The sequence below is a fragment of the Mesorhizobium temperatum genome (assembly GCF_002284575.1).
Classification (GTDB): Bacteria; Pseudomonadota; Alphaproteobacteria; order Rhizobiales; family Rhizobiaceae; genus Mesorhizobium; species Mesorhizobium temperatum.
The window spans coordinates 58182-78603 of record NZ_NPKJ01000025.1 but is presented as its reverse complement, the minus strand read 5'-3'; the positions used below and the strand labels follow the sequence as shown (position 1 = coordinate 78603).

The window sequence follows — 20422 nt, the reverse complement described above, 5'->3', positions numbered from 1 at the left end:
GGCACGCTGATCAGCCCGGCCCCCATGCCGGAGAGCGCGGCGACCAAGCCGTCAGCTACACCACTCCCTGGGACACGATCATGAAGGAGAGGTACTAGAGGCAAGTGTAGCAGTGACGAGCCGTGATCGGCCCCACCGAGTCGTCCAGTTTGGGTGTTTAGTGCATTGATGTCTCCGCCGCTATTGCCGGATGGAGGTGGAGCGAAGCGGAACCGAAGTGTTACCCCGTGGTACTTCAGGTGACCGCTATCTGAATCCCACGCCCCCCAATAGGAGGGCCCGCCTGCGAGCAGGTTGGCCAGATATCACTGACGTCTTTGCGGATGCTTTCGGATTGCAACAAGCACCGCGCCGTCATCCAAGCTACATTCAACAGACCCTACCGCGGCCAGCGCGTCAGTGGCATCCACCGAATCCCCACCTGGTCCAGGCCCTCTGATAACGAAATGTCCTTTCTCACATGTGAAGTCCCACTTGTGCAGCTGCTTGTACGATTCCGTCTTTCCTTCGTTTTCAGCATGATAAAGCACGACGAAACCATCATGTTTTGTGACCGAGAGCATCTGTTGTATTGCCTTGAGTGGACTAGCCGTGTGATCTATACAATTCTGTCCATGCACGATGTCGAAACTGTAATCGCCAAATTGGGTGCTAAGATTTTCGGCGTCACCAAAAACTGTTCGCACAAGAGGTTGGATCCCAAAATCTCTCAGAACTTGATCATATTCTGTTGCCAGCAGGTCAGTTGCAGTAATCATGATCTCTTTCGAGGCATGCACTTTGCCGAGCTTCGTCAAGGGGCCAGCGCCCACATCGAGTATGTAAACTGGGTTGGTCGTCAACCTGTCGACATATCGCCCAACGTGATCCTGAATTGGTAAATTGGGGTCAAGACGTTCCTTGTAGTCCTCTGGCCAGAATGATCCCTGAGTGGAGAACCAGTGTCTCCAAAACAGAACTTCGTCTCTGAGCTGTTGGGATCGGCTGTCTCCCTCCAGCCAGCGCAGGATTTTTCGTCCGAGCCGCCGAGCCCTAGTCAACACCGATGTCGATCTTCTCAGAGACCCTTCTCTAGCCATGACGGGAATCCTCGCGGTGAAGAGGGTTAACGGTCCGCTCTGGCCACGACGACGACCAGGGCAATGACGACAAGTCTGATCATGCGACACCCCTCGCCTATGCGATTGCACCTTGGATCAATGTAGGAAGCGAATTGGCCGTTTTCAGGATGCCCGCGCCGGCAGCGCCGGCGCGCGCTCATGGGCAAAAAGAGTTTTGTCTTTACTGGCGCAACAAATATGCTAACCGGAGCGCCGTGCCCTTGTAGCTCAGCTGGTAGAGCAGCGGTTTTGTAAACCGAAGGTCGGCGGTTCGATTCCGTCCGGGGGCACCACTAACAACAGCACGGGCTGGCGATATCTGCTCATCCCCGATTTCCACAGGCCGGGGCCGTCAGGATCGGTAGCATATCAGGTCCAACGCATATATTCCCCTAGCGGAACCACAGGTATCCCCCTGGCGGAAACCATAGGAGTCGCCGTTGGAGCAGAAACGCACGATCGTCCCCTTTATTGGTGGCATGTATGGCAGCCTTGCTGCCCTCGCGTTGGCGTTCGGTTTCCGCTTCCTGACAATTCCCGATCCTGATCCGACCTCGCAAGCAACGATAACCCTTTCAGGACTGGCCTTTTCGATTTGTTTCAGCCTGACCTTCCTTCGCGAGCATCGACGCCAAATCGCTGCCGCGAGAGAATTTCTCGGCCGTCCAAGATCGTATCGGGACTGATCCCCCGGGTTCTGAAACATAAAGCGCCCATGCCCTCCCCAGGTCCTCCGGGCCGTGCCCCGGAGCATCAGAAAAATTCAGCAATCGAACCAACGGATGCAACAGTGGATGCGGACCAGCCGGTATCTCCCGCTCGCGGCCATTCCAATGCCATTCGATTAAAATGCGCCTGTGTATATTAGCACTCGCTCAATTTAGCGCGCCGACAATGTCTGCGCGGCGGGCTAAACAACGGGTTGTGTTATGCGAAGCGACTTCGCTGCAGCGCGCGAGCTCTTGGAGTGTGCCCAAAACCGGCTCTGCGGCATGGACGAAACGAGCCAACGCGTCGGCGAGGCACTCGACTCCCTGATCGAGGAAATAGCCATCGCGGAATTCCGCAAGGCGCCATTAACGATCGTGCCGTTTCCACGCGCGCGGCCGCCCAGGCATGCTCGTTGAAGCGCCGATCGCGCCGATATGGGAAGTCAGCAGCGGGGAGTGCTCCACGCACCACCAGCTGAATTGAACCTGCGCCATTGCGGCTTAGCGGCGTCCGGGCCACCAGAAATCCCATCGGGAGATCCCGCCCCTCACACCGCGATCGCCGCCACCAGAATCCGGTTCTGCCGGCGTATCGCGGCGCGCAATTCGGCAATTCTGGCCTCGTCGCGCTTCACGAACTCGATGAACATCATGTTCATGTTGTTGAACACCAGTTCGCCCAAGGCGTGTCCATCGAAATCCCGGCGCACCAGGCCGAGCCCCTGCAGCCGGGCGATCAGCGCGCGGATCTGTTCGGTCAGCGCCCGGTCGAGCGCCGTATAGGCCTGGCCGAACGGGCTGTCGGGCAGTTGCGTCGAGATCGCCATCGCCTGCCGCCACATCTCCTTGCTGAGATAGTGCAGCGAATGCTCTATGTAGATGCCGAGCAGCGTATCGAGCGCGTCGCCGACATTGGCCGGCGGGTTGGCGACGACGCCGTGCCCGGCGTTGAGCACCTCGTTGACCTCCATCGAAACGATGGCGCCAAGAATGTCGCCCTTGTTCTGGTAGTAGTTGTAGATCGTGCCGACCGAGACCTCGGCCTGCGCCGCGATCGTCTCGATCTTGGCGCCTTCATAGCCGGCATCGCGAAAAAGCTCCGCCGCCGCCTCGATGATGCGGCGATGCCGATCCGCCTTTTGCCTTGCACGCAATCCGCTCATATCGGCTATTTGCCATAAAAACAGAATTGACTCAATTTTAGAATTGGTTCAATTTTTTGCCAGAAGCCAAAAAGGCAGGGAGAACACTCGATGTCCATCAATCTGAAGACCCCAAATCCAACTGCCAAGGATCCGCTTTCCGTTCTGAAGAGCCATCTTCACGCCGCATGTGCCGCGACAGCACTGCTGCTGGCGACGGGCAGCTTCGCTCAGGCCGCGGATCTCAACGCTTTGATCTGGTGCGATCACGCCGACCCGGCGCTGCTGCAGCCTTTCGAGGAGGCCAATGGCGTCAAGGTCAATGTCAAGGAGTTCGAAGGCACCGGTGCCGGTATGGCGATTGTCGAGCAGTCGCAGCCCGGCGACTGGGACGTGATGGTGATCGACAGCATCGACATCCCGCGCGGCGTCGAAAAGGGCCTGTTCGAGCCGCTGCCGGAAGACAAGCTGCCGCTCGCCGACCTCTTTCCCCAGGTGAAGATGGACAGTTCCACCGTGGTCGACGGCAAGCGCTACGGCATCACCGAAAAATTCGGCTACAACACCATCGGCTACAACAAGACCAAGGTCGATCCGGCCGACATGCAGTCGATGGCCGCGCTGACCGGCGACAAGTACAAGGGCAAGATCGCCATCTACGACTACTACCTGCCGGTCATCGGCATGGCAGCACTTGCCATCGGCAAGAAAACCGCCGAGCTGACCGAAGCCGACCTTCCCGCCATCAAGGACGAACTTCTCAAGATGAAGGCCAATGCCAAGCTGGTCGGCGAGGTGACCGCCAGCCAGACGGCGCTGGCGACCGGCGAGGTCGACATTCTGGTCGGCGGCGGCGAGTGGGTGACGGCCGGGCTGGCCAAGGAGAACCCTGCCCTCGACTTCTCCATCCCGAAAGAAGGCGCTGTGCTGTGGTCGCAGTCGCTGGCCATGTTCAAGGGCTCAGAGAACAAGGACATGGCGCTGAAGTTCATCCAGTACATTATGAGCCCTGAAGGCCAGGCGCGGCTCGCCACCTCGTCCTGCTATTGGGGTATGCCAGCGAATACCAAGGCGGCGCTGAGCGACGAGCAGAAGAAGATCCTGCGCTTCGACGAGCAGCCGGATTTCCTCGCCCGCGCCCAGCCCTACCCGGCGCCGAACGCCGATCTCGACAAGAAAATGCAGGACGTCTGGACCGAAATGCTGCAGGCGCAGTGACCGGTCGCCGGTCGTGAGCGCTACTGGAAACGCCGGGTGTGCCCTGCCTTGGGCGCTGGTCACGCCGGCGCTCGGCTGGACGCTGTTGTTCTTCGTACTGCCTTTTCTGGCCATGGGGTTTTCCAGCCTGACGGCGCATGACGGCGGCGGCTTCACCCTGTCCAACTACAGCCAGTTCTTCAACAATCCGGCCTATTGGCAGGCGATGGTGAACTCGCTGCAGGTCACCGCCATTGTCACAGTGGTTTCGGTGCTGCTCGCCTACCCGTTCGCCTGGATCCTGGCCGAACAGGTGCCGGAGCGCTGGCAGCGGCTGGCGCTGATGCTGGCCGTGCTGCCGTTCTGGACTTCCTATGTCGTGCGCTCCTATTCCTGGCTTCTGGTGCTGGCGCAGAACGGCGTGATCAACCGTGCGCTGACCGGCTCCGGCCTGTTCAGCGAGCCGCTGCAGCTCGCCAACACACGGCTGGCCACGATCACTGGCTTCGTCCATTTCTTCGTCATGCTGTTGACGCTGACGATCTTCGCCAATCTGAAGCAGCTCAGCCCAAGCTACCGCAAAGCCGCCGCCGATCTCGGCGCCGGGCCGGTGCGCACGTTCCTGCATGTCGTCCTGCCGCTGACCTTGCCCGGCATCATGGTCGGCGCCTTTCTCACCTTCGTGCTGTGCATCGGCGACTACATCACGCCGCAGATCCTGGGCGGCAACAACGAGCTTTTGATGCCGCAGCTGGTGATGATGCAGATCGGCCGGCGCGGCGATTTTCCGCTCGCCTCGGCGCTGTCGATCATCCTGATGGCGGTTGTCACTGTCGTCTATCTCGCCTGCGCCCGCTGGCTCAAGATCGAGCGGGCCTGACCATGCGCGCTCTTGTCCGCATCACCTCCTGGATCTATGCCGTAGCCATCTATGGCTTCATCTTCCTGCCGGTGGTCGTGCTGGTGCTGTTCTCGCTGCAGGCGACGTCGTTTCCGATCCCGCCCTTCACCGGGCCGTCGCTGCGCTGGTACGACGCCGTGCTCGCCGACACGCGGCTGACCTCGGCGCTGGTCAATTCGCTTTTGGTCGCGATCCTCTCCTCAGCTGCAGCCGTCGCGCTGGGTTTCCTCTCTGCCTGGGGTTTTGCGCGTTTCGCCCTGCCGGGCTCAGGCCTGATGCGCGGGCTGATCACGCTGCCGCTGACAGTGAGCTATCTCATCATCGGCATGGGATTGCTGGTGCTGTTCAACTGGGCCGGCGTGCCAAAATCGCTGCTTGCCGCCGGCATCGGCCATGTCGTGATCAACCTGCCGCTCTGCTTTGCCATCATCTACAGCCAGATGGGCGACCACCAGATCAATATCGAGCGCGCCGCGCGCGACCTCGGCGCGCCCGAATGGACGGTGCTGCTGCTGATCACCGTGCCTGTCATGGCACCGGCGATCTTCGCCGGTTTCTTCCTGTCGATGACCTTCTCCTGGGACGAATTCGTGATCTCGTTCCTGCTGACGCGCTTCGACACGACGCTTCCGGTCGAGATCTGGAACCTGCTGCGCTCAGGCCTCAATCCCAAGACCAACGCCGTCGGCTCGCTGGTCTTCGCCGTCTCCATCGTGCTGGTCGTGTTTTTTGAACTGATGCTGTTGCGGAGGAAGCCGGCATGACCGCGCCACTGGTCGATATAAGCTCTGTCTCGCACCGCTTCGGCCAGCATACCGTGCTGAAGAACGTCTCGCTGACGATCGAACCGGGCAGCTACACGATCCTGCTCGGCCCGTCGGGCTCCGGCAAGACGACGCTGCTGTCCATTCTCGGCGGCTTCGTCACGCCCAGCGAAGGCAAAGTGCTGATCCGCGGCGAGGACTGCACCGCCGTGCCACCGGCGAAGCGGCCGACGACGACGGTGTTCCAGGACTATGCGCTGTTTCCGCATATGAGCGTCGGCAGCAATGTCGGCTTCGGCCTGCGCATGCAAGGCATCGATGCCGCGACACGGACCGCGCGGGCGCGCGAGGCGCTGGCGCTGGTCGGGCTGGCCACCGCCTTCGACAAGAAGCCGCACCAGCTTTCCGGCGGCCAGCGCCAGCGTGTGGCGCTGGCCCGCGCCCTTGTCGTCGAACCTGCGGTGCTGTTGCTCGATGAACCGCTCGGCGCACTCGACCTAAAATTGCGCCGGCAGATGCAGGACGAGCTGAAAGCGATCCAGAAGCGCGTCGGTACAGCCTTCATCCATGTCACCCATGACCAGGAAGAGGCAATGGCGCTGGCCGACCATTGCGTGGTGATGAATGACGGGCGCATCGAGGACGAAGGGCCGCCCGAGCGTGTCTATGCGCGGCCGGCGACGCGCTTTTCCGCGACTTTCATGGGCGAAAGCACGCTGATACCCGGAGCGGTGACGGCGGCGAAGGACGGAACAATCACTGTCGCTACGCAGGTCGGACCGCTTTCGCTGACCGGCACATTGCCGGCCGGGACGACTGTCGCACTCGCCGTCCGTCCGGAGCATCTTGTCCTCGGCGCGCCCGGCGGCGCTGTAGGGTTCGGCACGGCCAAGGTGAGCGACGTTGTGTTTCAAGGCAGCTTCAAGCGCGTGCTTGCTGTCTCCGAGAAAGACCCGGCGCTGCACTTCATCGCCAGGGCTCCTGCCGCTGCGGCCGTCCAGCCGGGCGACATCGTTGCGGTTTCGTGCGAGGCTGGCGACATCATCCTTCTGGCGAGTTGAGCCATGGGCGCGCTTCCGGTTATCGACGCTCCGAATTGGTATGAAACCATCCGCATGGCCGATGGCGTGACGCTGATCCACGAGCCGTGGATCAAGCCGTTCTTCCGCTGCAACATCTGGCATGTGCGCGGTCGCGACCACGATCTTCTGTTCGACACCGGCCTCGGCCATTTCAGCCTGCGGCGCCATGTGCCTCTGGTGACGGAGCGAAAGCTCACCTGCGTCGCGAGCCACACCCATTTCGACCATATCGGCTGCCATCACGAATTTCCGGACCGCTGCGTGCATGCGGCCGAAGCGGAAATCCTCGCCGATCCGCGCAATGAGTGGACGGTCGCCGACCACTATGCCACCGACGCAATGTTCGACGGAATGCCGCAAGACTGGGATACGGCGCGCTACCGGATACTGCCGGCGCCGGCCGACCGCCTGCTCGAACAAGGCGATGTGATCGATCTCGGCGACCGCGCCTTCGAGGTGATCCACACGCCGGGCCATTCGCCCGGCGGCATTGCGCTCTACGAGAAGAAGACCGGCACCCTGCTTTCCGGCGACATCATTTATGACGGCCCGCTGATCGACGATGTCTATCATTCCGCCGTCGATGACTATGTCGAGACGCTGTTACGGATGCGCGAGCTCAAAGTCGCGGTCGTGCATGGCGGCCACTTCCCGAGCTTCGGCAAGGTGCGCTATCGCCAGCTTATCGACGAGTATCTCGCACAAAAGCGGCAGGCTGGCTGCCATCTGCTGCAGGCGCGATAAGCACCGGTCTTTCGTATCGCAGGAAGTGCCTGGCGAATTCACAACGCCCTTTGCGGGCACGGTGTGCCGGCGGCATCGCCGCAGCGTGAAGCCGTGGGCTGGGGTCTCAAACTCGTCTCTTCCGACTGGCGCACCAGTTGGGCAAAGGCAAGAGCAAAACTTCCCAGCATCAGGACGATGATAATCAGGCGTGTTACCGGCAATAGATTGGTCCGACTGGCTGGCCCCCACGCCGCCCATCCACTGCCGGCTAACATGGTCGATCCGGCTTTACGAGAGTTTAATCTCCGTCTAACCATCACATTCGCTTGTCACTCGACACGATGCGCGAGCACCTGACCGGCAGCTCTTGCCGGCGCTGTGTCGAGCAGCGCCACATGCCTCCCTTTGCAGATTTGCCCGCCCATGCTAACCCGGCGCTGGCGCGGCCCAAGCAACCGGTCGCCACCAGCCGGTCGCCACCAACCGTCGACATTGGGGAGCCATGAACAAAGCCGCCAGCCGTTTCGCCTTCGTCTCGTCCGACACAGCCGACGCCAAGGCGGCGCTGGAGAGCCTGTCGGCGCGCTATGGCCAGGCGCCCATCGAGGATGCAGAGATCGTCGTCGCACTCGGCGGGGACGGCTTCCTGTTGCAGACCTTGCGCGACACGATGAGCACGGGAAAAAAAATCTACGGCATGAACCGTGGCACCATTGGCTTCCTGATGAACGAATACCGCGCCAGCGGTTTGACCGGGCGCATCGCGGCGGCCGTTGCCGAAACGATCCGTCCGCTGGAGATGCAGGCAGTGACGGCAGAGGGCGAAACGATCTCGGCGTTGGCGATCAACGAGGTTGCGCTGTGGCGCCAGTCCTACCAGACGGCCAAGATCCGTATCACCGTGGACGGGCAAGTGCGGCTGGAGGAATTGAACTGCGACGGTGTGATGGTCGCGACGCCGGCCGGCTCGACCGCCTACAACCTCTCCGCGCACGGACCGATCCTGCCGCTCGATGCGCCGCTGCTGGCGCTGACCCCGGTCAGTCCGTTCCGCCCGCGCCGCTGGCGCGGCGCGCTGCTGTCCGACAAGGCGACCGTTCGTTTCGACATTCTGGAGCCGGAAAAGCGGCCGGTGAACGCCGCCGCCGACCACACCGAGGTGAAGGCTGTAACCTCGGTCACGGTGCAAGAATCGCCAACGGTAACGGCGACGCTGCTGTTCGATCCGAGCCACTCCTGGAACGAGCGCATTCTCGCCGAACAGTTCCGTTACTGAGCCGGTACAGCGATAGCCAGTTCGATTAAGCATCGCGATTAAGGTTACGACTTCACAATCATGCCAATCCCCGCCCGTTTCTGTTGACAAATCGTGGGCTTGCGCCTACCTGCAATACCAATCTTGCAGGCGCGCGGCGCTTGCCGCGACTGCTTATGTTGCGCCCCCGAACCAGCCAAAGACAGCCAAACTTGTCCTCAGACGCCCAGATCGCTCAAGAAGCGTTGACCTTCACAGACCTCGGCCTGTCGCCGAAGGTCCTTTCCGCAGTCACCGATGCCGGTTACACCGAACCGACGCCGATCCAGGCCGGCGCCATTCCGCACGCCTTGCTCGGCAAGGATATTTTGGGCATCGCCCAGACTGGCACCGGCAAGACGGCCTCGTTCGTGCTGCCGATGCTGACCCGCCTCGAAAAAGGCCGGGCCCGCGCTCGCATGCCGCGCACGCTGATCCTCGAGCCGACGCGCGAGCTTGCCGCGCAGGTCGAAGAGAATTTCATCAGATACGGCAAGAACCACAAGCTCAACATCGCACTGCTGATCGGCGGCGTGTCGTTCGACGAGCAGGACAAGAAGCTGGAGCGCGGCGCCGACGTGCTGATCGCGACGCCCGGCCGCCTGCTCGACCACCGCGAGCGCGGAAAGCTTCTGCTCAACGGCGTCGAGATCCTCGTCATCGATGAGGCCGACCGCATGCTCGACATGGGCTTCATTCCCGACATCGAGCGTATCTGCGAGATGATCCCGTTCACCAGGCAGACGCTGTTCTTCTCGGCAACGATGCCGCCTGAGATCACCAAACTCACCGAGAAATTCCTGCACGCGCCGGTGCGCGTCGAGGTTTCGAAGGCCGCTTCCGCCGCCACCAACATCGTCCAGCGGCTGGTGAAATCCGGCTCGAAACCCTGGGACAAGCGCGAGACGCTGCGCAATCTGATTAGGGCCGAGGATGCGGAGCTGAAGAACGCCATCATCTTCTGCAACCGCAAGATCGAGGTCTCGGAGCTTTTCCGCTCGCTTCTGAAATATGATTTCGACGCCGGCGCGCTGCATGGCGACATGGACCAGCGCGCGCGCATGCAGATGCTGGCCAATTTCCGTGACGGCAAATTGCGCTACCTCGTTGCGTCGGACGTTGCGGCGCGCGGCCTCGACATCCCCGATGTCAGCCACGTATTCAATTACGACGTGCCGATCCATGCCGAGGACTATGTCCACCGCATCGGCCGCACCGGCCGCGCCGGACGCTCGGGCAAATCCTTCACCATCGCCACCAAGTCCGACACCAAATACATCGACGCGATCGAACGGCTGATCGGCAACAAGATCGAGTGGCATGACGGCGATCTGTCGACGGTCGTCGCCAGCGAGGGCGGAGAGGACGATGCTCCCCGCCGTGGCCGCGGCGCCCCGCGCCGCGCCGGCCGCAAGGACGATGACCGCAAGGACAGGGGCGAACGCAAGCCACGCGAACGCCACGCCAGGCAAAGCGAAGCTGCAACACCAGATGCGGCGCGCGAGGAACAGCCAGTGGCGGTTGAGACCGCGGTCGCCGATGCCGGGGAGCGGCGCGCGCGCAAGGAAGCGATCCGGTCGGACAATAGCGAGCGCCAAGCTTCGCCCGAACGCAAGGCTTCGCCCGATCGCAATCGCAACGAACAGCGTGCGCCGGAACGTGGCGACACCAGGCCGCAGCGCGACGGCAACCGCCCTGCCCGCCATCGCCAGGAAGACAACGACGCGACCGTCGGCTTCGGCGACGACATGCCAGCCTTCATGCGCATCGTCGCCAAGGTCTGATCACAGCAGAAATTCTCAAATGCCAACGAAAACGGCCCCTTGCGGGGCCGTTTTCATGTCCGATATTTGCTTTGCTCAGGTGCAGCGCGAAAGCTGGATCTTGACGTCCCGTTTTTTCGGTCGGCCGCTGCAGCGTTAGAAGCCGATGACCACAAGGCGGTCGACCGCGCTCTTTCGTCTCGTCTGATCCGGTGGCTACAGGTTTTTGAATTCCGGACGGGACGGCAACATATCCAGAAACGCGCGAACCTTGGCTGACGATGATCTGCCTTCCGGCCACACGGCGTGCATCGGCACCGGCACCGGCTCGAATTCGCTTAAAACCACCTCTAGGCGGCCATCGTCCACCGAATGCCTTATCTGCCAGAGGGGCGAGTAGCCCAAACCTAATCCGTGAGCTGCGGCTGCGTAGATCGGTGCCATCAAATTGGATCGAAAACTGCCAGCCACTTTCACCGCCCGAGGTTTCCCCTCAATCTGAAACATCCATTCACCTGGACGCTGGTCGGAGGTTCGAACAATGCAGCTGTGCTTGCTCAGTTCAAAAGGATGCGTTGGTCGGCCACGGCGTTCAAAGTAGGAAGGCGACCCGAACACGACGCGCCGCAACGCGCCCAAGCGTCTGGCTCGCAAGCTGGAATCCGGCAAATTGCCGATCCGTATTGCCAGATCGAGGCCCTCGGCACCAAGATCAACAAATCCATCGGAAAGCTGGAGCTCAACCTCGACCCGCGGATACATCTGCATGTAGTCGGCGATGACAGGTACAACGAAATCCGGGCCGAACAGAACTGGCGCGCTCACGCGCAGGATGCCTGATGGCTCCGATCGTTGGTTGGCGGCCTGAAGTCTTGCGTCGTTAATTTCGTCGATGGCGGGTTTGATGCGGTGGAAAAACGCCGCTCCGGCTTCGCTTGGAGTCGAACGGCGCGTCGTCCTCTGCACAAGCTCGACCCCGACGGATTCCTCCAGCGTCGCCAAAGACCGGCTGATCGATTGGAGTGAGCGGTTCAGCCGACGTGCGGCGGCTGTCAAACTTCCATGCTCGACGACTGCCATGAAAGCTTCAAAATCATCTATCCGGCTCATGGCTTCTCCGTCTCTCTCGAAAATCGAGAGAGACTATCGCAAAGCCACATAATTGTAACGCTGTTTGCGACCTTTTATTTCCCTGGAAGAAAATCCCGAAAGGGCAGGTTTCATCGAAGGGAGTTGTCATGCGAGCACCCAATCCAACCGTCCTGGTCGTGGGCTGGCGTCTTTCACATCGGACCGGCCTCTGCCCCGATGAAGCAGCGATGGGTGTTGCCTTGGTTGAGGCCGCAAACGGCACAAGTGCCTGATCGCGCTCACGAGCACGTACGCACATTTTCTGATTGGAGATTTCCATGCATGCATCACCGCAAAAGACGTTGAAGCTCAGAAAACTGCCGCCTTCCTACAGTGCAGTGGTTATGCCGTTCGTTCTTTCAATCCTCATGACCTGCATCATCTCGGCGGTTTCGACGGCGATCGGCACGGGTTGGACGAACGGTTTCGTAGCGACGTGGTCATACGCATGGGGTGTATCATCGCTTGTTGCGTTTCCGAGCCTGCTGATTGTCCTCCCGATCGTGCGACGGATCGTTGCGGCAATTGTCGATCAGCCGGCCCGCCCCTGACACTATCAAACCGAAGCGACGGGCGCCGACGCTCGTCACTCCAGCAAAAAGCAAACAAGAACGGCCCCTTGCGGGGCCGTTCTCATGTGCAATGCCGTCTTCTTGCCTGTCTTGCTCAGGTGAGCGGTGAAAGCTGGATCTCGACGCGGCGGTTCTGGGCACGGCCGGCGGCCGTCGCATTGGAAGCGATCGGACGCGTCTTGCCGAAGCCGGTGACGGCGAAGCGGCGGGAATCGACGCCCTGCCCGGACAGATAGTTGGCGACCGCCAGCGCGCGGCGCTGCGACAGGTCGAAATTGTGTTCGTCGCCACCGGTCGAGTCGGTGTGGCCGAACACGTCGACCGTGGTCTGCCGGAACTTGTTCAGCACAAGTGCGACCGAATTCAGCACTTGATAGAAGCCGGGCTTCACCGCGTCCTGGTCGACGTTGAAGGTGATGTCGGACGGCATGTTGAGGATGATCTGGTCGCCGGTGCGGGTGACGCTGACGCCGGAGCCCTGAAGCTGCCGGCGCAGTTCGGCCTCGTTCTGGTCCATCGTGGCGCCGATGGCGCCGCCGGCGAGCGCGCCGACGCCAGCGCCGATCAGCGCGTTACGGCGATCGTTGCCGCCGGCAAGCAGGCCGAGCCCCGCACCCGCCAGCGCGCCGATGCCGGCGCCGGCCGCAGTGTTGGAAACCTTCTGCTCTCCGGTATACGGATCGGTTGTGGTGCAGGCACTCACGAGCACAGCCGTCGCCACGACGACGAGCACAGTCTTTCTCATTGGGTAGTCCCTCTCCAGTCCGCGGTCCCACCGGTGGCGCGCCGCATCAGCCCTTCCGTTGCATCGGCCCGAAAATCATCGATTTTCGGGCCGATGCATGGATTCAAAGTCTTAGAGCGTACTTTGTGCGTCCAAATGGACGCACGTCGCTCTAATGCTTGTAACATGAAATGCGGCGAAAAATGGAACGGGAAAAGCGGCTGGCTATGGCTTTTCCCGGTCAATTGCACGGCCGCGGTATTGCGCAATTCTGATCGGCTACCAGAGATTATCGGCTACCAGAGATTCTTGCCGTCGATGAGGACGACCTCGACCTGATCGAGGTCGAAATCGTCGAACAGTCGCGAATTAACGCTGATTTTCGGATTGTCGAAATCCGGCTTGCCGGTCGACCAGTCCGGCGTTTCGGTAAAGGTGCCGCAGCCGCAGGTGGCGCAGAAACCGTGTTTTACTGTTTTCGAGCCCCATTGATAGAAAGAGACATTCTTGAGCGGGCTGGTGAGCTTGAATTGCGACGGCGTGTAATAGGCCCATAACGAGCCGCGCTTCGAGCAGAAAGAGCAGGTGCATTGCGTCACGGTTAGCGGCGCTTGCGAAACCTCGAACGTCGTCGCCCTGCAGTGGCAGCTTGCCTTTATTGTCATGAACGCCTCCCTTACGATTGCCTCCTGCCCGCGGCAAGGCAACATAAAGAGACGCTCTTGACAACCGTCGTTCAGCAGACTCGCTTGCCTGCATCGGACGCGTGGCGCGCTTCAATCCTTCTGAAGCATATCGTTATCCCAAAACCGCTGCGCACCCTCGGGGTCAGGCCATTGCTCAGGCCCCGTGGGGCAAAGCTTTTGGGCGACACGCATTAAAACGACGACGGTGGCACGAACAGGCAGATGGTCTTTCCGTCATTGGCGCCGGCGACCGAGCACCAGTGATATTCGCCATCGGGCGAATTCTTGATCCGTGCATCGCTGTAGGCCACGACCTCGCCTGTCCCTTTGATGACATAGCCCTCCGGACGCTCGCTGATCGACGTTTGCGAGACCGCGCGGCAATCATAGCCAGAACAACAGGAGAATGGGTAACTCCAGCCTTGCGGCTTCGCTGCGGTCGGCGTGGCGTCGTGCGCCAAAGCCGGCGCTGCAGATGCAACGATGGCGGCGGTCAGAGCCACCACCGCAATGATTGAATTCAGGAGGCGGCGCGCCGTCTGGACGGCTGAGGCCGATCGGGTCTTGAGAGCAGGCATGGGCGCAGTTCCTATCACCGAGTTATCAAGCGTTTCGCTTGCCCGTTCCCAGAACGTGTCTTCCCAGTGGCCGGATCGTCAGGTCGCAGATACGCCGCGTCCGGCCATAAATGCTTTTTTCCCCCAGCCTTCGGATGCTGGGCTGATTCCTTTGTTGGCGCAAGAAAATTGCTGTGCAAACCGAGCGCCGACATCTGCAACCGGAACCAGCCTGCGGAGTTGACGAGAGTGACTTCATCAACCCCGGCAGATGGGATCGCGGATAACGAGATTCAGTTCGCAGTGGTTCCGGGCCAGGTGCCAGCAGGCCAGCAATATCTAGCCCGGAGGTAGATGTCGTTGTGGAAAATTCGATGAAAAAACAAAGCTATAAAGCGACCGCTCAATTAGAGTGAGAGCCTGTTACTCTAGCGTGATGTTCCTGCTGCTTGGGGCGTAGGAGCTTCAGTCGATATCGGCCACCACTTCGCCGGCGCCGCCCTCGATGCGCTGCGACAGCGACGCCTCCATGAAATCGTCGAGGTCGCCGTCCAGCACGCTCGACGGGCTTGTGCTCTCGACGCCAGTGCGAAGATCCTTCACCAGCTGATAGGGCTGCAGAACGTAGGAGCGGATCTGGTGGCCCCAGCCGATATCGCTCTTCGATGCTTCGGTGGCGTTCGCCACCGCCTCGCGCTTCTTCAGCTCTTCCTCGTAGAGCCGCGAGCGCAGCATCTCCCAGGCCTTCGCCTTGTTCTTGTGCTGGGAGCGCTCGGCCTGGCAGGCGACCGCGATGCCGGTGGCGAGATGGGTGATGCGGACCGCCGAATCGGTAGTGTTGACGTGCTGGCCGCCCGATCCGGACGAACGATAGGTGTCGATGCGGACATCCGATTCGGAAACATCGATCTCGATCGTATCGTCGATTACGGGATAGACCCAGACGCTGGCAAACGACGTGTGGCGGCGCGCATTGCTGTCGTAGGGCGAAATACGCACGAGACGGTGAACGCCGGATTCCGTCTTCAGCCAACCATAGGCATTGTGGCCCTTGATCAGCAGCGTAGCGGACTTGATGCCGGCCTCTTCGCCGTCATGCACTTCCAGCACCTCGACCTTGAATCGCCGCCGCTCGGCCCAACGCGTGTACATGCGCAGAAGCATCGAGGCCCAGTCCTGGCTTTCGGTGCCGCCGGCGCCGGCATGGACTTCGAGATAACTGTCGTTGGCGTCCGCCTCGCCCGAAAGCAGCGTCTCGATCTGGCGGGCCTTTGCTTCGCCGCGCATCGAGCGGATCGCCGCTTCCGCTTCGGCGATGACGCTCTCATCGCCCTCTTCCTCGCCAAGCTCGATCAGGCCGATATTGTCTTCCAGCGCCTGGGTAAGGCCTTTGACCGCGGCGATGCCTTCCTCGAGGCCCTGGCGCTCACGCATCAGCTTCTGCGCCTCCAGCGGTTCGTTCCAGAGACTCGAATCCTCGGCACGCACATTCAGGTATTCAAGCCGCTTTATGGCTTGATCCCAGTCAAAGATGCCTCCTCAGCAGGGTTATCGCCTGCCTGATTTCGTCGACAATGTTCTGCGTTTCCGCGCGCATGGCTGGTCGTTCTGTCCTGTGCTGAAATGGTGCCCTGTTGCTTAATCAGAGCTGGGTTGGCGCGATACATAGGGACGGCACCGCCGCCTGTAAAGCGAAATGGGCCGGCTCGAAAGCCGGCCCAGAACACCATGTCCTATGTCAATAGAGCCCGCCGCCGCCGGACTGGATGGCTTGGTTGGCCTGTGGCGACAGCGCGCCGCCGGAGGCGTTGGAGCCGTCCGCACCCATGCCGATCACCCAATAGCTGTCGGCGGGGCCCGTGCCCGGCTTGAAGGCTTCGATAAAGGCGCCAGCGTCGTCTGGATTGGCAGCCATGCCGGTCTTGCGATTGATGGCGATCAGCTTCATGCCTTCGGGAACCTGGAAATCGACATTGGGCGTGCCGTCCAGCGCCACGCGCATGAAGTCCTTGAAGATCGGCGCTGCGAGACCGCCGCCGGTCGCACCCTTGCCAAGACCTTTCGGCTGATCGTAGCCCATATAAAGGCCGACAACGAGATTGGGCGTGTAGCCGATGAACCAGGTATCCTTCTCGTCGTTTGTCGTTCCGGTCTTGCCGGCGATGTGGCGGCCGAGTTCGGCGACGGTGGCGCCGGTACCGCGCTCGACGACGCCCTCCATCATCGAGGTGATCTGATAGGCGGTCATCGGATCGAGCACCTGCTCGGAATTGTCGACCAGTTCCGGCTCAGGCTGGTTCTGCCATTCGGCGGCGTTGCAATTTTCGCAGCCGCGTTCGTCCTGCCTGTACACCGTCTTGCCGTAACGATCCTGGATGCGGTCGATCAGCGTCGGCTTGATCGACTTGCCGCCGTTGGCCATGATCGAATAAGCCGACACCATGCGCATCACGGTGGTCTCGCCCGAACCCAGCGCCATCGGCAGGTACGGCGCCAGACGGTCATAGACGCCGAAGCGCTCGGCATATTCGGCGACCAGCTTCATGCCCATGTCGTTGGCCAGGCGCACAGTCATGAGATTGCGCGACCTCTCGATGCCGGACCGCAAGGTTGCCGGGCCAGCTGTCCTTCCATCGTAGTTCTTCGGCGTCCAGGTCGTGTTGCCGCTCTTGATGGTGATCGGGCCGTCCATGATCACCGAAGCCGGCGTATAGCCATTGTCGAGGGCGGCCGAATAGACGATCGGCTTGAACGACGAACCCGGCTGCCGCATGGCCTGCGTGGCACGGTTGAATTCGGATTGCGAGTAGGAGAACCCGCCGACCATGGCCAGAACGCGGCCGGTATGCGGATCCATGGCGATCATGCCGCCTTCCACTTCGGGGGCCTGGCGCAGGATATAGGCCCCATCCGTACCCTCTTTCTTCTGCACGAAGATGACATCGCCCGGCTTCAGCACGTCCGCCGGCGATTTGGCCTTGACGGTCTTGCCGCCGACCACATGACGCATGGCGAAGCTCATGTCCTCGCGGCTGACAGTGCCTTCGATGCGATCCTTGACGAGTTCGCCCGAGATCTGCCGGGTCGGCCGAAGGCCGATGGACAGACCGCTCTCCGAGCTGTCGAGCACGACGGCCAGCGACCATTCGGGCACGTCGTCCAATCCCTTGACTTCGCTCAAAGGCACGCCCCAGTCGCCGGATACGCTGATGGTCTTCACCGGCCCGCGATAGCCACGCAGCGTATCGAACTTCATCAGGCCGTTCTGCATGGCTTTGCGGGCGATGAGCTGCATCTTGGGATCGAGCGTCGTACGGACGGACAGGCCGCCCTCGTAGAGCGCATTCTCGCCGTAGCGCGCGCTGATCTGGCGACGCACTTCCTCAGTGAAGTATTCGCCTGCGAACAGATAGGTGCCGGAGCGGCGTGGCTTGACGCCGAGCGGCTCGGCCTTGGCCTTGGCGCCTTCCTCTTGCGTGACGTAACCGTTGTCGACCATCTGGTCGATGACCCAGTTGCGGCGCTCGATGGCGCGGTCGGCATATTTGAACGGGTGATAGTTGGAGGGACCCTTCGGCAAAGCCGCCAGATAGGCCGCCTCCGCCACGGTGAGTTCATTCACCGCCTTGTCGAAATAAGTGAGCGCTGCGCCGGCGACGCCATAAGCGCCGAGCCCGAAGAAAATCTCGTTAAGGTAGAGCTCGAGAATGCGATCCTTCGAATAGGCCTGCTCGATGCGGAAGGCGAGGATCATCTCCTTGATCTTGCGCTCGTAGGTCTGGTCCGAGGACAACAGGAAGTTTTTCGCCACCTGCTGGGTGATCGTCGAGGCGCCGACCTGGCGCTTGCCCGAGCCGAAATTCTGCAGATTGACCATGACTGCGCGACCAAGGCCGGTCATGTCGATGCCGGGGTGATTGTAGAAATTCTTGTCCTCGGCAGACAGGAAGGCCGCCTTGACACGGTCCGGCACCGCCTGGATCGGCAAATACAGGCGCCGCTCGCGCGCATATTCGGCCATCAGCGCACCGTCGGACGCATGGATGCGGGTCGTCACCGGCGGTTCATATTTGGCCAGCACCTCGTAGTCGGGCAGATCCTTCGACAAATGGCTGATATAGATCGCCACGCCCGCCGCGACCAAAAGGGCCAGCGCCGTGCCGATTCCGAAGAAATAGCCAATGAGACGAATCATGCCCGCTCCAGTCCTTGGTTCGGGAATTGCCTAAACGAAGCCGCCTTTCGCGCAAGCTTTCGAGACGATCCCGACCGGTAATCGAAAACCCATGTCGCCACCATGTGGGCAAAATGCGGCAGCTTGGAATTTCGGCTTCGAATGGCGGAAATAAGTGCAGGGTGTTGTCGTCGTGCAACGCTGCCTCTGGTTGTAGCGCGGCTGGCATCTCAGCCTCCGGTTCCGGCTCCGGCCCGGGCTGAGGCGAACAGGGCGATGGCATTGGTTATGCTCTGGGCCGCCTTGCCGCGCCAATCGGCGCTGAGCAGTTGCGCCTCGTCCTTGGCGTTCGACAGGTAGCCGAGTTCGACCAGCACGGAGGGGACATCCGGCGCCTTCAACACCTTGAAGCTGGCCGAACGCTGCGGATTGTTGATGAGGCCGACACTAGTGGAAAGCTGGCCGACCAAAGTCTGGGCAAAACGCATCGAGAAACTGTGCGTCTCGCGGCGAATCAGGTCGATCAGGATGTCGGTCACTTCCTTGTTGTCGTCCTTGATTTCCATGCCGGCGAATTGGTCGGAAAGGTTTTCACGGTCGGCGAGCGCCTGCGCTTCGGGATCGGAAGCCTTGTCGGAGACGGTGTAGACGGTTGCGCCGCGAAGGCCCTTGACCCTGATCGTATCGGCGTGGATCGAAATGAGCAGATCGGCCTCGTGCTGGCGGGCAATGCGCACGCGGTCGTCCAGCCGCAGGAATTGGTCCGTCTCGCGCGTCATGAACACGTCGTATTTGCCGACTGCGGCAAGTCTTTCCCGCAATTCGATGGCGAAGGCGAGCGTGACGTTCTTTTCGACCGTGCCGTTCATTCCCTCGGCGCCGCCGTCGATGCCGCCATGGCCTGGATCGATGACGACGGTGAAGCGATGGCCTGGATTGGAGACCGGGCCGGTGCCGACCCTGCCGCCCTTGTCGGAGGAGACCGTCGAGCCGGTGGTCAGCGCCTGATTGGCAAGAGCGGCGTCGAACTCCCGTACGGACGCCGCAGACATGTCGATTGCGATGCGGTAGCCGCTGCCGTCATCATTCTTGAGCACGTCGAACCTGTCGACGGCGAACGGGCCCTCGCCGGTGAGAATCAGCCGCGACACCCCTTCGCCGAGGTCGCCGTAGCGCACACTCCTGACCAGGCCGCGCGCCTTCACATCCTTGGCATTGATGGCGAATTTCGTGCTTGGCAGGTCGACGACCAGACGGTGGGGACCGCGCAGCAGGAACCATTTGACGTCGGGCTCGCGGTCGAAATTCATGACGATGCGCATCTTGGTGGCGTCACCCGCCATTTTGTAGCTCGTCACGGCGAGCGGCGCGTCGGCGGCAAAGGAAACCGGCGAAAAGACCAGGCAAGCGACAACCAGCGACAGCAGACAAGCAGCGCGGAAGTAGACAGCGTAGAAAAAAATGCCTCCGGCGCGACCACTCTTGTGCGTGAAGACTGCCAGTCCCATCTCTTTCCAGTCGCTCCGGTTTGGCGCCAGGCGCCCAGTCTTGTTTGTCGGAGTGTCGTCGTTTTGTCGGAGTGTCGTCGTTTTGTCGAAGTGCCGGTTAGGCCGCGAACTCGATTAACGATTGGTATCCAGAGAAGGTTAACCAAGCCTTTTCATGCAACGCCAAAGCCGTGCTTCCGTTGCGGAACTGCTTTTTGCCGGCATCGGAAATCGGGGTTGCCTTCCAACCCGCCAAATCATAAAAGCGATGGTGGATCACTGCAATCCTGGAACCGTCCTTCTCCGCAGCTTCCTGCTACAGGTCAGATGAACGACGGCTCCTTTCGCTTCAGGCGAAGAAGGTATCAAGTGATCGCGACGAATTTCGCAGGTGCGAGCCCGTGGCGGGGGA

18 protein-coding genes and 1 tRNA gene are annotated in these 20422 nt (G+C 61.1%); 10 read left to right on the top strand and 9 right to left on the bottom strand.

From position 1 onward, the window contains the following. Nucleotides 1–305 precede the first annotated feature (305 nt). Nucleotides 306–1079, bottom strand: coding sequence for a class I SAM-dependent methyltransferase (locus CIT26_RS38225; protein WP_095492051.1), 774 nt, complete (start codon nt 1077–1079; stop codon nt 306–308). Between the two features lie 238 nt (nt 1080–1317). On the opposite strand from CIT26_RS38225, the gene CIT26_RS07825 reads away from it, so the two are divergent. Beyond that, nucleotides 1318–1393: transfer RNA gene (locus CIT26_RS07825), tRNA-Thr, on the top strand. A gap of 147 nt (nt 1394–1540) precedes the next feature. Next, a complete protein-coding gene (locus CIT26_RS07820; protein ID WP_143747801.1) occupies nt 1541–1786 on the top strand; it encodes a hypothetical protein in 246 nt (81 codons plus the stop codon). A gap of 572 nt (nt 1787–2358) precedes the next feature. Here the strand turns inward: CIT26_RS07820 and CIT26_RS07810 are convergent. Further along, nucleotides 2359–2973, bottom strand: coding sequence for a TetR/AcrR family transcriptional regulator (locus tag CIT26_RS07810; RefSeq protein WP_095492048.1), 615 nt, complete (start codon nt 2971–2973; stop codon nt 2359–2361). Between the two features lie 90 nt (nt 2974–3063). Between CIT26_RS07810 and CIT26_RS07805 the strand changes: the two genes are divergently transcribed. From CIT26_RS07805 to CIT26_RS07770, 7 genes are all read left to right on the top strand, one after another. After that, complete coding sequence (locus tag CIT26_RS07805; protein WP_095492047.1) at nt 3064–4170, top strand: polyamine ABC transporter substrate-binding protein; 1107 nt, start codon at nt 3064–3066, stop codon at nt 4168–4170. A gap of 13 nt (nt 4171–4183) precedes the next feature. Beyond that, a complete protein-coding gene (locus CIT26_RS07800; protein ID WP_095492046.1) occupies nt 4184–5029 on the top strand; it encodes an ABC transporter permease in 846 nt (281 codons plus the stop codon). A gap of 2 nt (nt 5030–5031) precedes the next feature. Continuing rightward, nucleotides 5032–5814 (top strand): ABC transporter permease, encoded by a 783-nt coding sequence (locus CIT26_RS07795; RefSeq protein WP_095492045.1) that lies wholly within the window; start codon nt 5032–5034, stop codon nt 5812–5814. Next, a complete protein-coding gene (locus CIT26_RS07790; protein ID WP_095492044.1) occupies nt 5811–6875 on the top strand; it encodes an ABC transporter ATP-binding protein in 1065 nt (354 codons plus the stop codon). Before CIT26_RS07795 ends, CIT26_RS07790 begins: the two co-directional genes overlap by 4 nt. Before the next feature lie 3 nt (nt 6876–6878). Further along, the gene (locus CIT26_RS07785) at nt 6879–7640 is read left to right on the top strand and encodes an MBL fold metallo-hydrolase (protein WP_095492043.1); all 762 of its coding nucleotides are present in this window, start codon (nt 6879–6881) and stop codon (nt 7638–7640) included. Between the two features lie 484 nt (nt 7641–8124). Continuing rightward, nucleotides 8125–8898, top strand: a complete 774-nt coding sequence (locus CIT26_RS07775) for an NAD kinase (RefSeq protein WP_095492041.1) — start codon at nt 8125–8127, stop codon at nt 8896–8898. 191 nt (nt 8899–9089) lie between these two features. Continuing rightward, complete coding sequence (locus CIT26_RS07770) at nt 9090–10700, top strand: DEAD/DEAH box helicase (RefSeq protein ID WP_167391319.1); 1611 nt, start codon at nt 9090–9092, stop codon at nt 10698–10700. Nucleotides 10701–10895: 195 nt separating this feature from the next. Here CIT26_RS07770 and CIT26_RS07765 read toward each other — a convergent pair whose 3' ends face one another. Beyond that, complete coding sequence (locus tag CIT26_RS07765; RefSeq protein WP_095492039.1) at nt 10896–11789, bottom strand: LysR family transcriptional regulator; 894 nt, start codon at nt 11787–11789, stop codon at nt 10896–10898. A 299-nt stretch (nt 11790–12088) separates the two neighbouring features. Here CIT26_RS07765 and CIT26_RS07760 point away from each other — a divergent pair, with 299 nt between their 5' ends. Continuing rightward, on the top strand, nt 12089–12361 hold the full coding sequence (locus CIT26_RS07760) for a DUF2798 domain-containing protein (protein WP_095492038.1): 273 nt from the start codon (nt 12089–12091) through the stop codon (nt 12359–12361). 115 nt (nt 12362–12476) lie between these two features. Here CIT26_RS07760 and CIT26_RS07755 read toward each other — a convergent pair whose 3' ends face one another. The 6 genes from CIT26_RS07755 to CIT26_RS07730 all read right to left on the bottom strand — a co-directional run bounded on the left by CIT26_RS07755 (nt 12477) and on the right by CIT26_RS07730 (nt 20031). Continuing rightward, a complete protein-coding gene (locus CIT26_RS07755) occupies nt 12477–13127 on the bottom strand; it encodes a YiaD family glycine zipper/OmpA-like lipoprotein (protein WP_095492037.1) in 651 nt (216 codons plus the stop codon). 275 nt (nt 13128–13402) lie between these two features. Continuing rightward, nucleotides 13403–13771: a GFA family protein gene (locus CIT26_RS07750; RefSeq protein WP_095492036.1), complete on the bottom strand. Its 369-nt coding sequence runs from the start codon at nt 13769–13771 to the stop codon at nt 13403–13405. Nucleotides 13772–13983: 212 nt separating this feature from the next. After that, a complete protein-coding gene (locus CIT26_RS07745) occupies nt 13984–14370 on the bottom strand; it encodes a hypothetical protein (RefSeq protein WP_095492035.1) in 387 nt (128 codons plus the stop codon). Nucleotides 14371–14814: 444 nt separating this feature from the next. Continuing rightward, nucleotides 14815–15946, bottom strand: a protein-coding gene (gene prfB / locus CIT26_RS07740; protein ID WP_123151031.1) for a peptide chain release factor 2 whose coding sequence is annotated in 2 segments (ribosomal slippage) — nt 14815–15879 and nt 15881–15946 — 1131 coding nt in all. Because the reading frame shifts where the segments join, the coding sequence is not laid out codon by codon here. Nucleotides 15947–16087: 141 nt separating this feature from the next. After that, complete coding sequence (locus CIT26_RS07735) at nt 16088–18544, bottom strand: penicillin-binding protein 1A (RefSeq protein WP_095492033.1); 2457 nt, start codon at nt 18542–18544, stop codon at nt 16088–16090. A gap of 209 nt (nt 18545–18753) precedes the next feature. Next, on the bottom strand, nt 18754–20031 hold the full coding sequence (locus CIT26_RS07730; protein WP_095492032.1) for an N-acetylmuramoyl-L-alanine amidase: 1278 nt from the start codon (nt 20029–20031) through the stop codon (nt 18754–18756). Nucleotides 20032–20422: the final 391 nt, after the last annotated feature.

Bases quoted from the DNA above. Each gene is read 5' to 3' on its own strand.
- CIT26_RS07755 (WP_095492037.1), bottom strand. From the start codon at position 13,127: ATGAGAAAGACTGTGCTCGTCGTCGTGGCGACGGCTGTGCTCGTGAGT.
- CIT26_RS07760 (WP_095492038.1), top strand. From the start codon at position 12,089: ATGCATGCATCACCGCAAAAGACGTTGAAGCTCAGAAAACTGCCGCCT.
- CIT26_RS07810 (WP_095492048.1), bottom strand. From the start codon at position 2,973: ATGAGCGGATTGCGTGCAAGGCAAAAGGCGGATCGGCATCGCCGCATC.
- CIT26_RS07730 (WP_095492032.1), bottom strand. From the start codon at position 20,031: ATGGGACTGGCAGTCTTCACGCACAAGAGTGGTCGCGCCGGAGGCATT.
- CIT26_RS38225 (WP_095492051.1), bottom strand. From the start codon at position 1,079: ATGGCTAGAGAAGGGTCTCTGAGAAGATCGACATCGGTGTTGACTAGG.
- CIT26_RS07805 (WP_095492047.1), top strand. From the start codon at position 3,064: ATGTCCATCAATCTGAAGACCCCAAATCCAACTGCCAAGGATCCGCTT.
- CIT26_RS07765 (WP_095492039.1), bottom strand. From the start codon at position 11,789: ATGAGCCGGATAGATGATTTTGAAGCTTTCATGGCAGTCGTCGAGCAT.
- CIT26_RS07750 (WP_095492036.1), bottom strand. From the start codon at position 13,771: ATGACAATAAAGGCAAGCTGCCACTGCAGGGCGACGACGTTCGAGGTT.
- CIT26_RS07790 (WP_095492044.1), top strand. From the start codon at position 5,811: ATGACCGCGCCACTGGTCGATATAAGCTCTGTCTCGCACCGCTTCGGC.
- CIT26_RS07775 (WP_095492041.1), top strand. From the start codon at position 8,125: ATGAACAAAGCCGCCAGCCGTTTCGCCTTCGTCTCGTCCGACACAGCC.
- CIT26_RS07735 (WP_095492033.1), bottom strand. From the start codon at position 18,544: ATGATTCGTCTCATTGGCTATTTCTTCGGAATCGGCACGGCGCTGGCC.
- CIT26_RS07745 (WP_095492035.1), bottom strand. From the start codon at position 14,370: ATGCCTGCTCTCAAGACCCGATCGGCCTCAGCCGTCCAGACGGCGCGC.
- CIT26_RS07785 (WP_095492043.1), top strand. From the start codon at position 6,879: ATGGGCGCGCTTCCGGTTATCGACGCTCCGAATTGGTATGAAACCATC.
- CIT26_RS07795 (WP_095492045.1), top strand. From the start codon at position 5,032: ATGCGCGCTCTTGTCCGCATCACCTCCTGGATCTATGCCGTAGCCATC.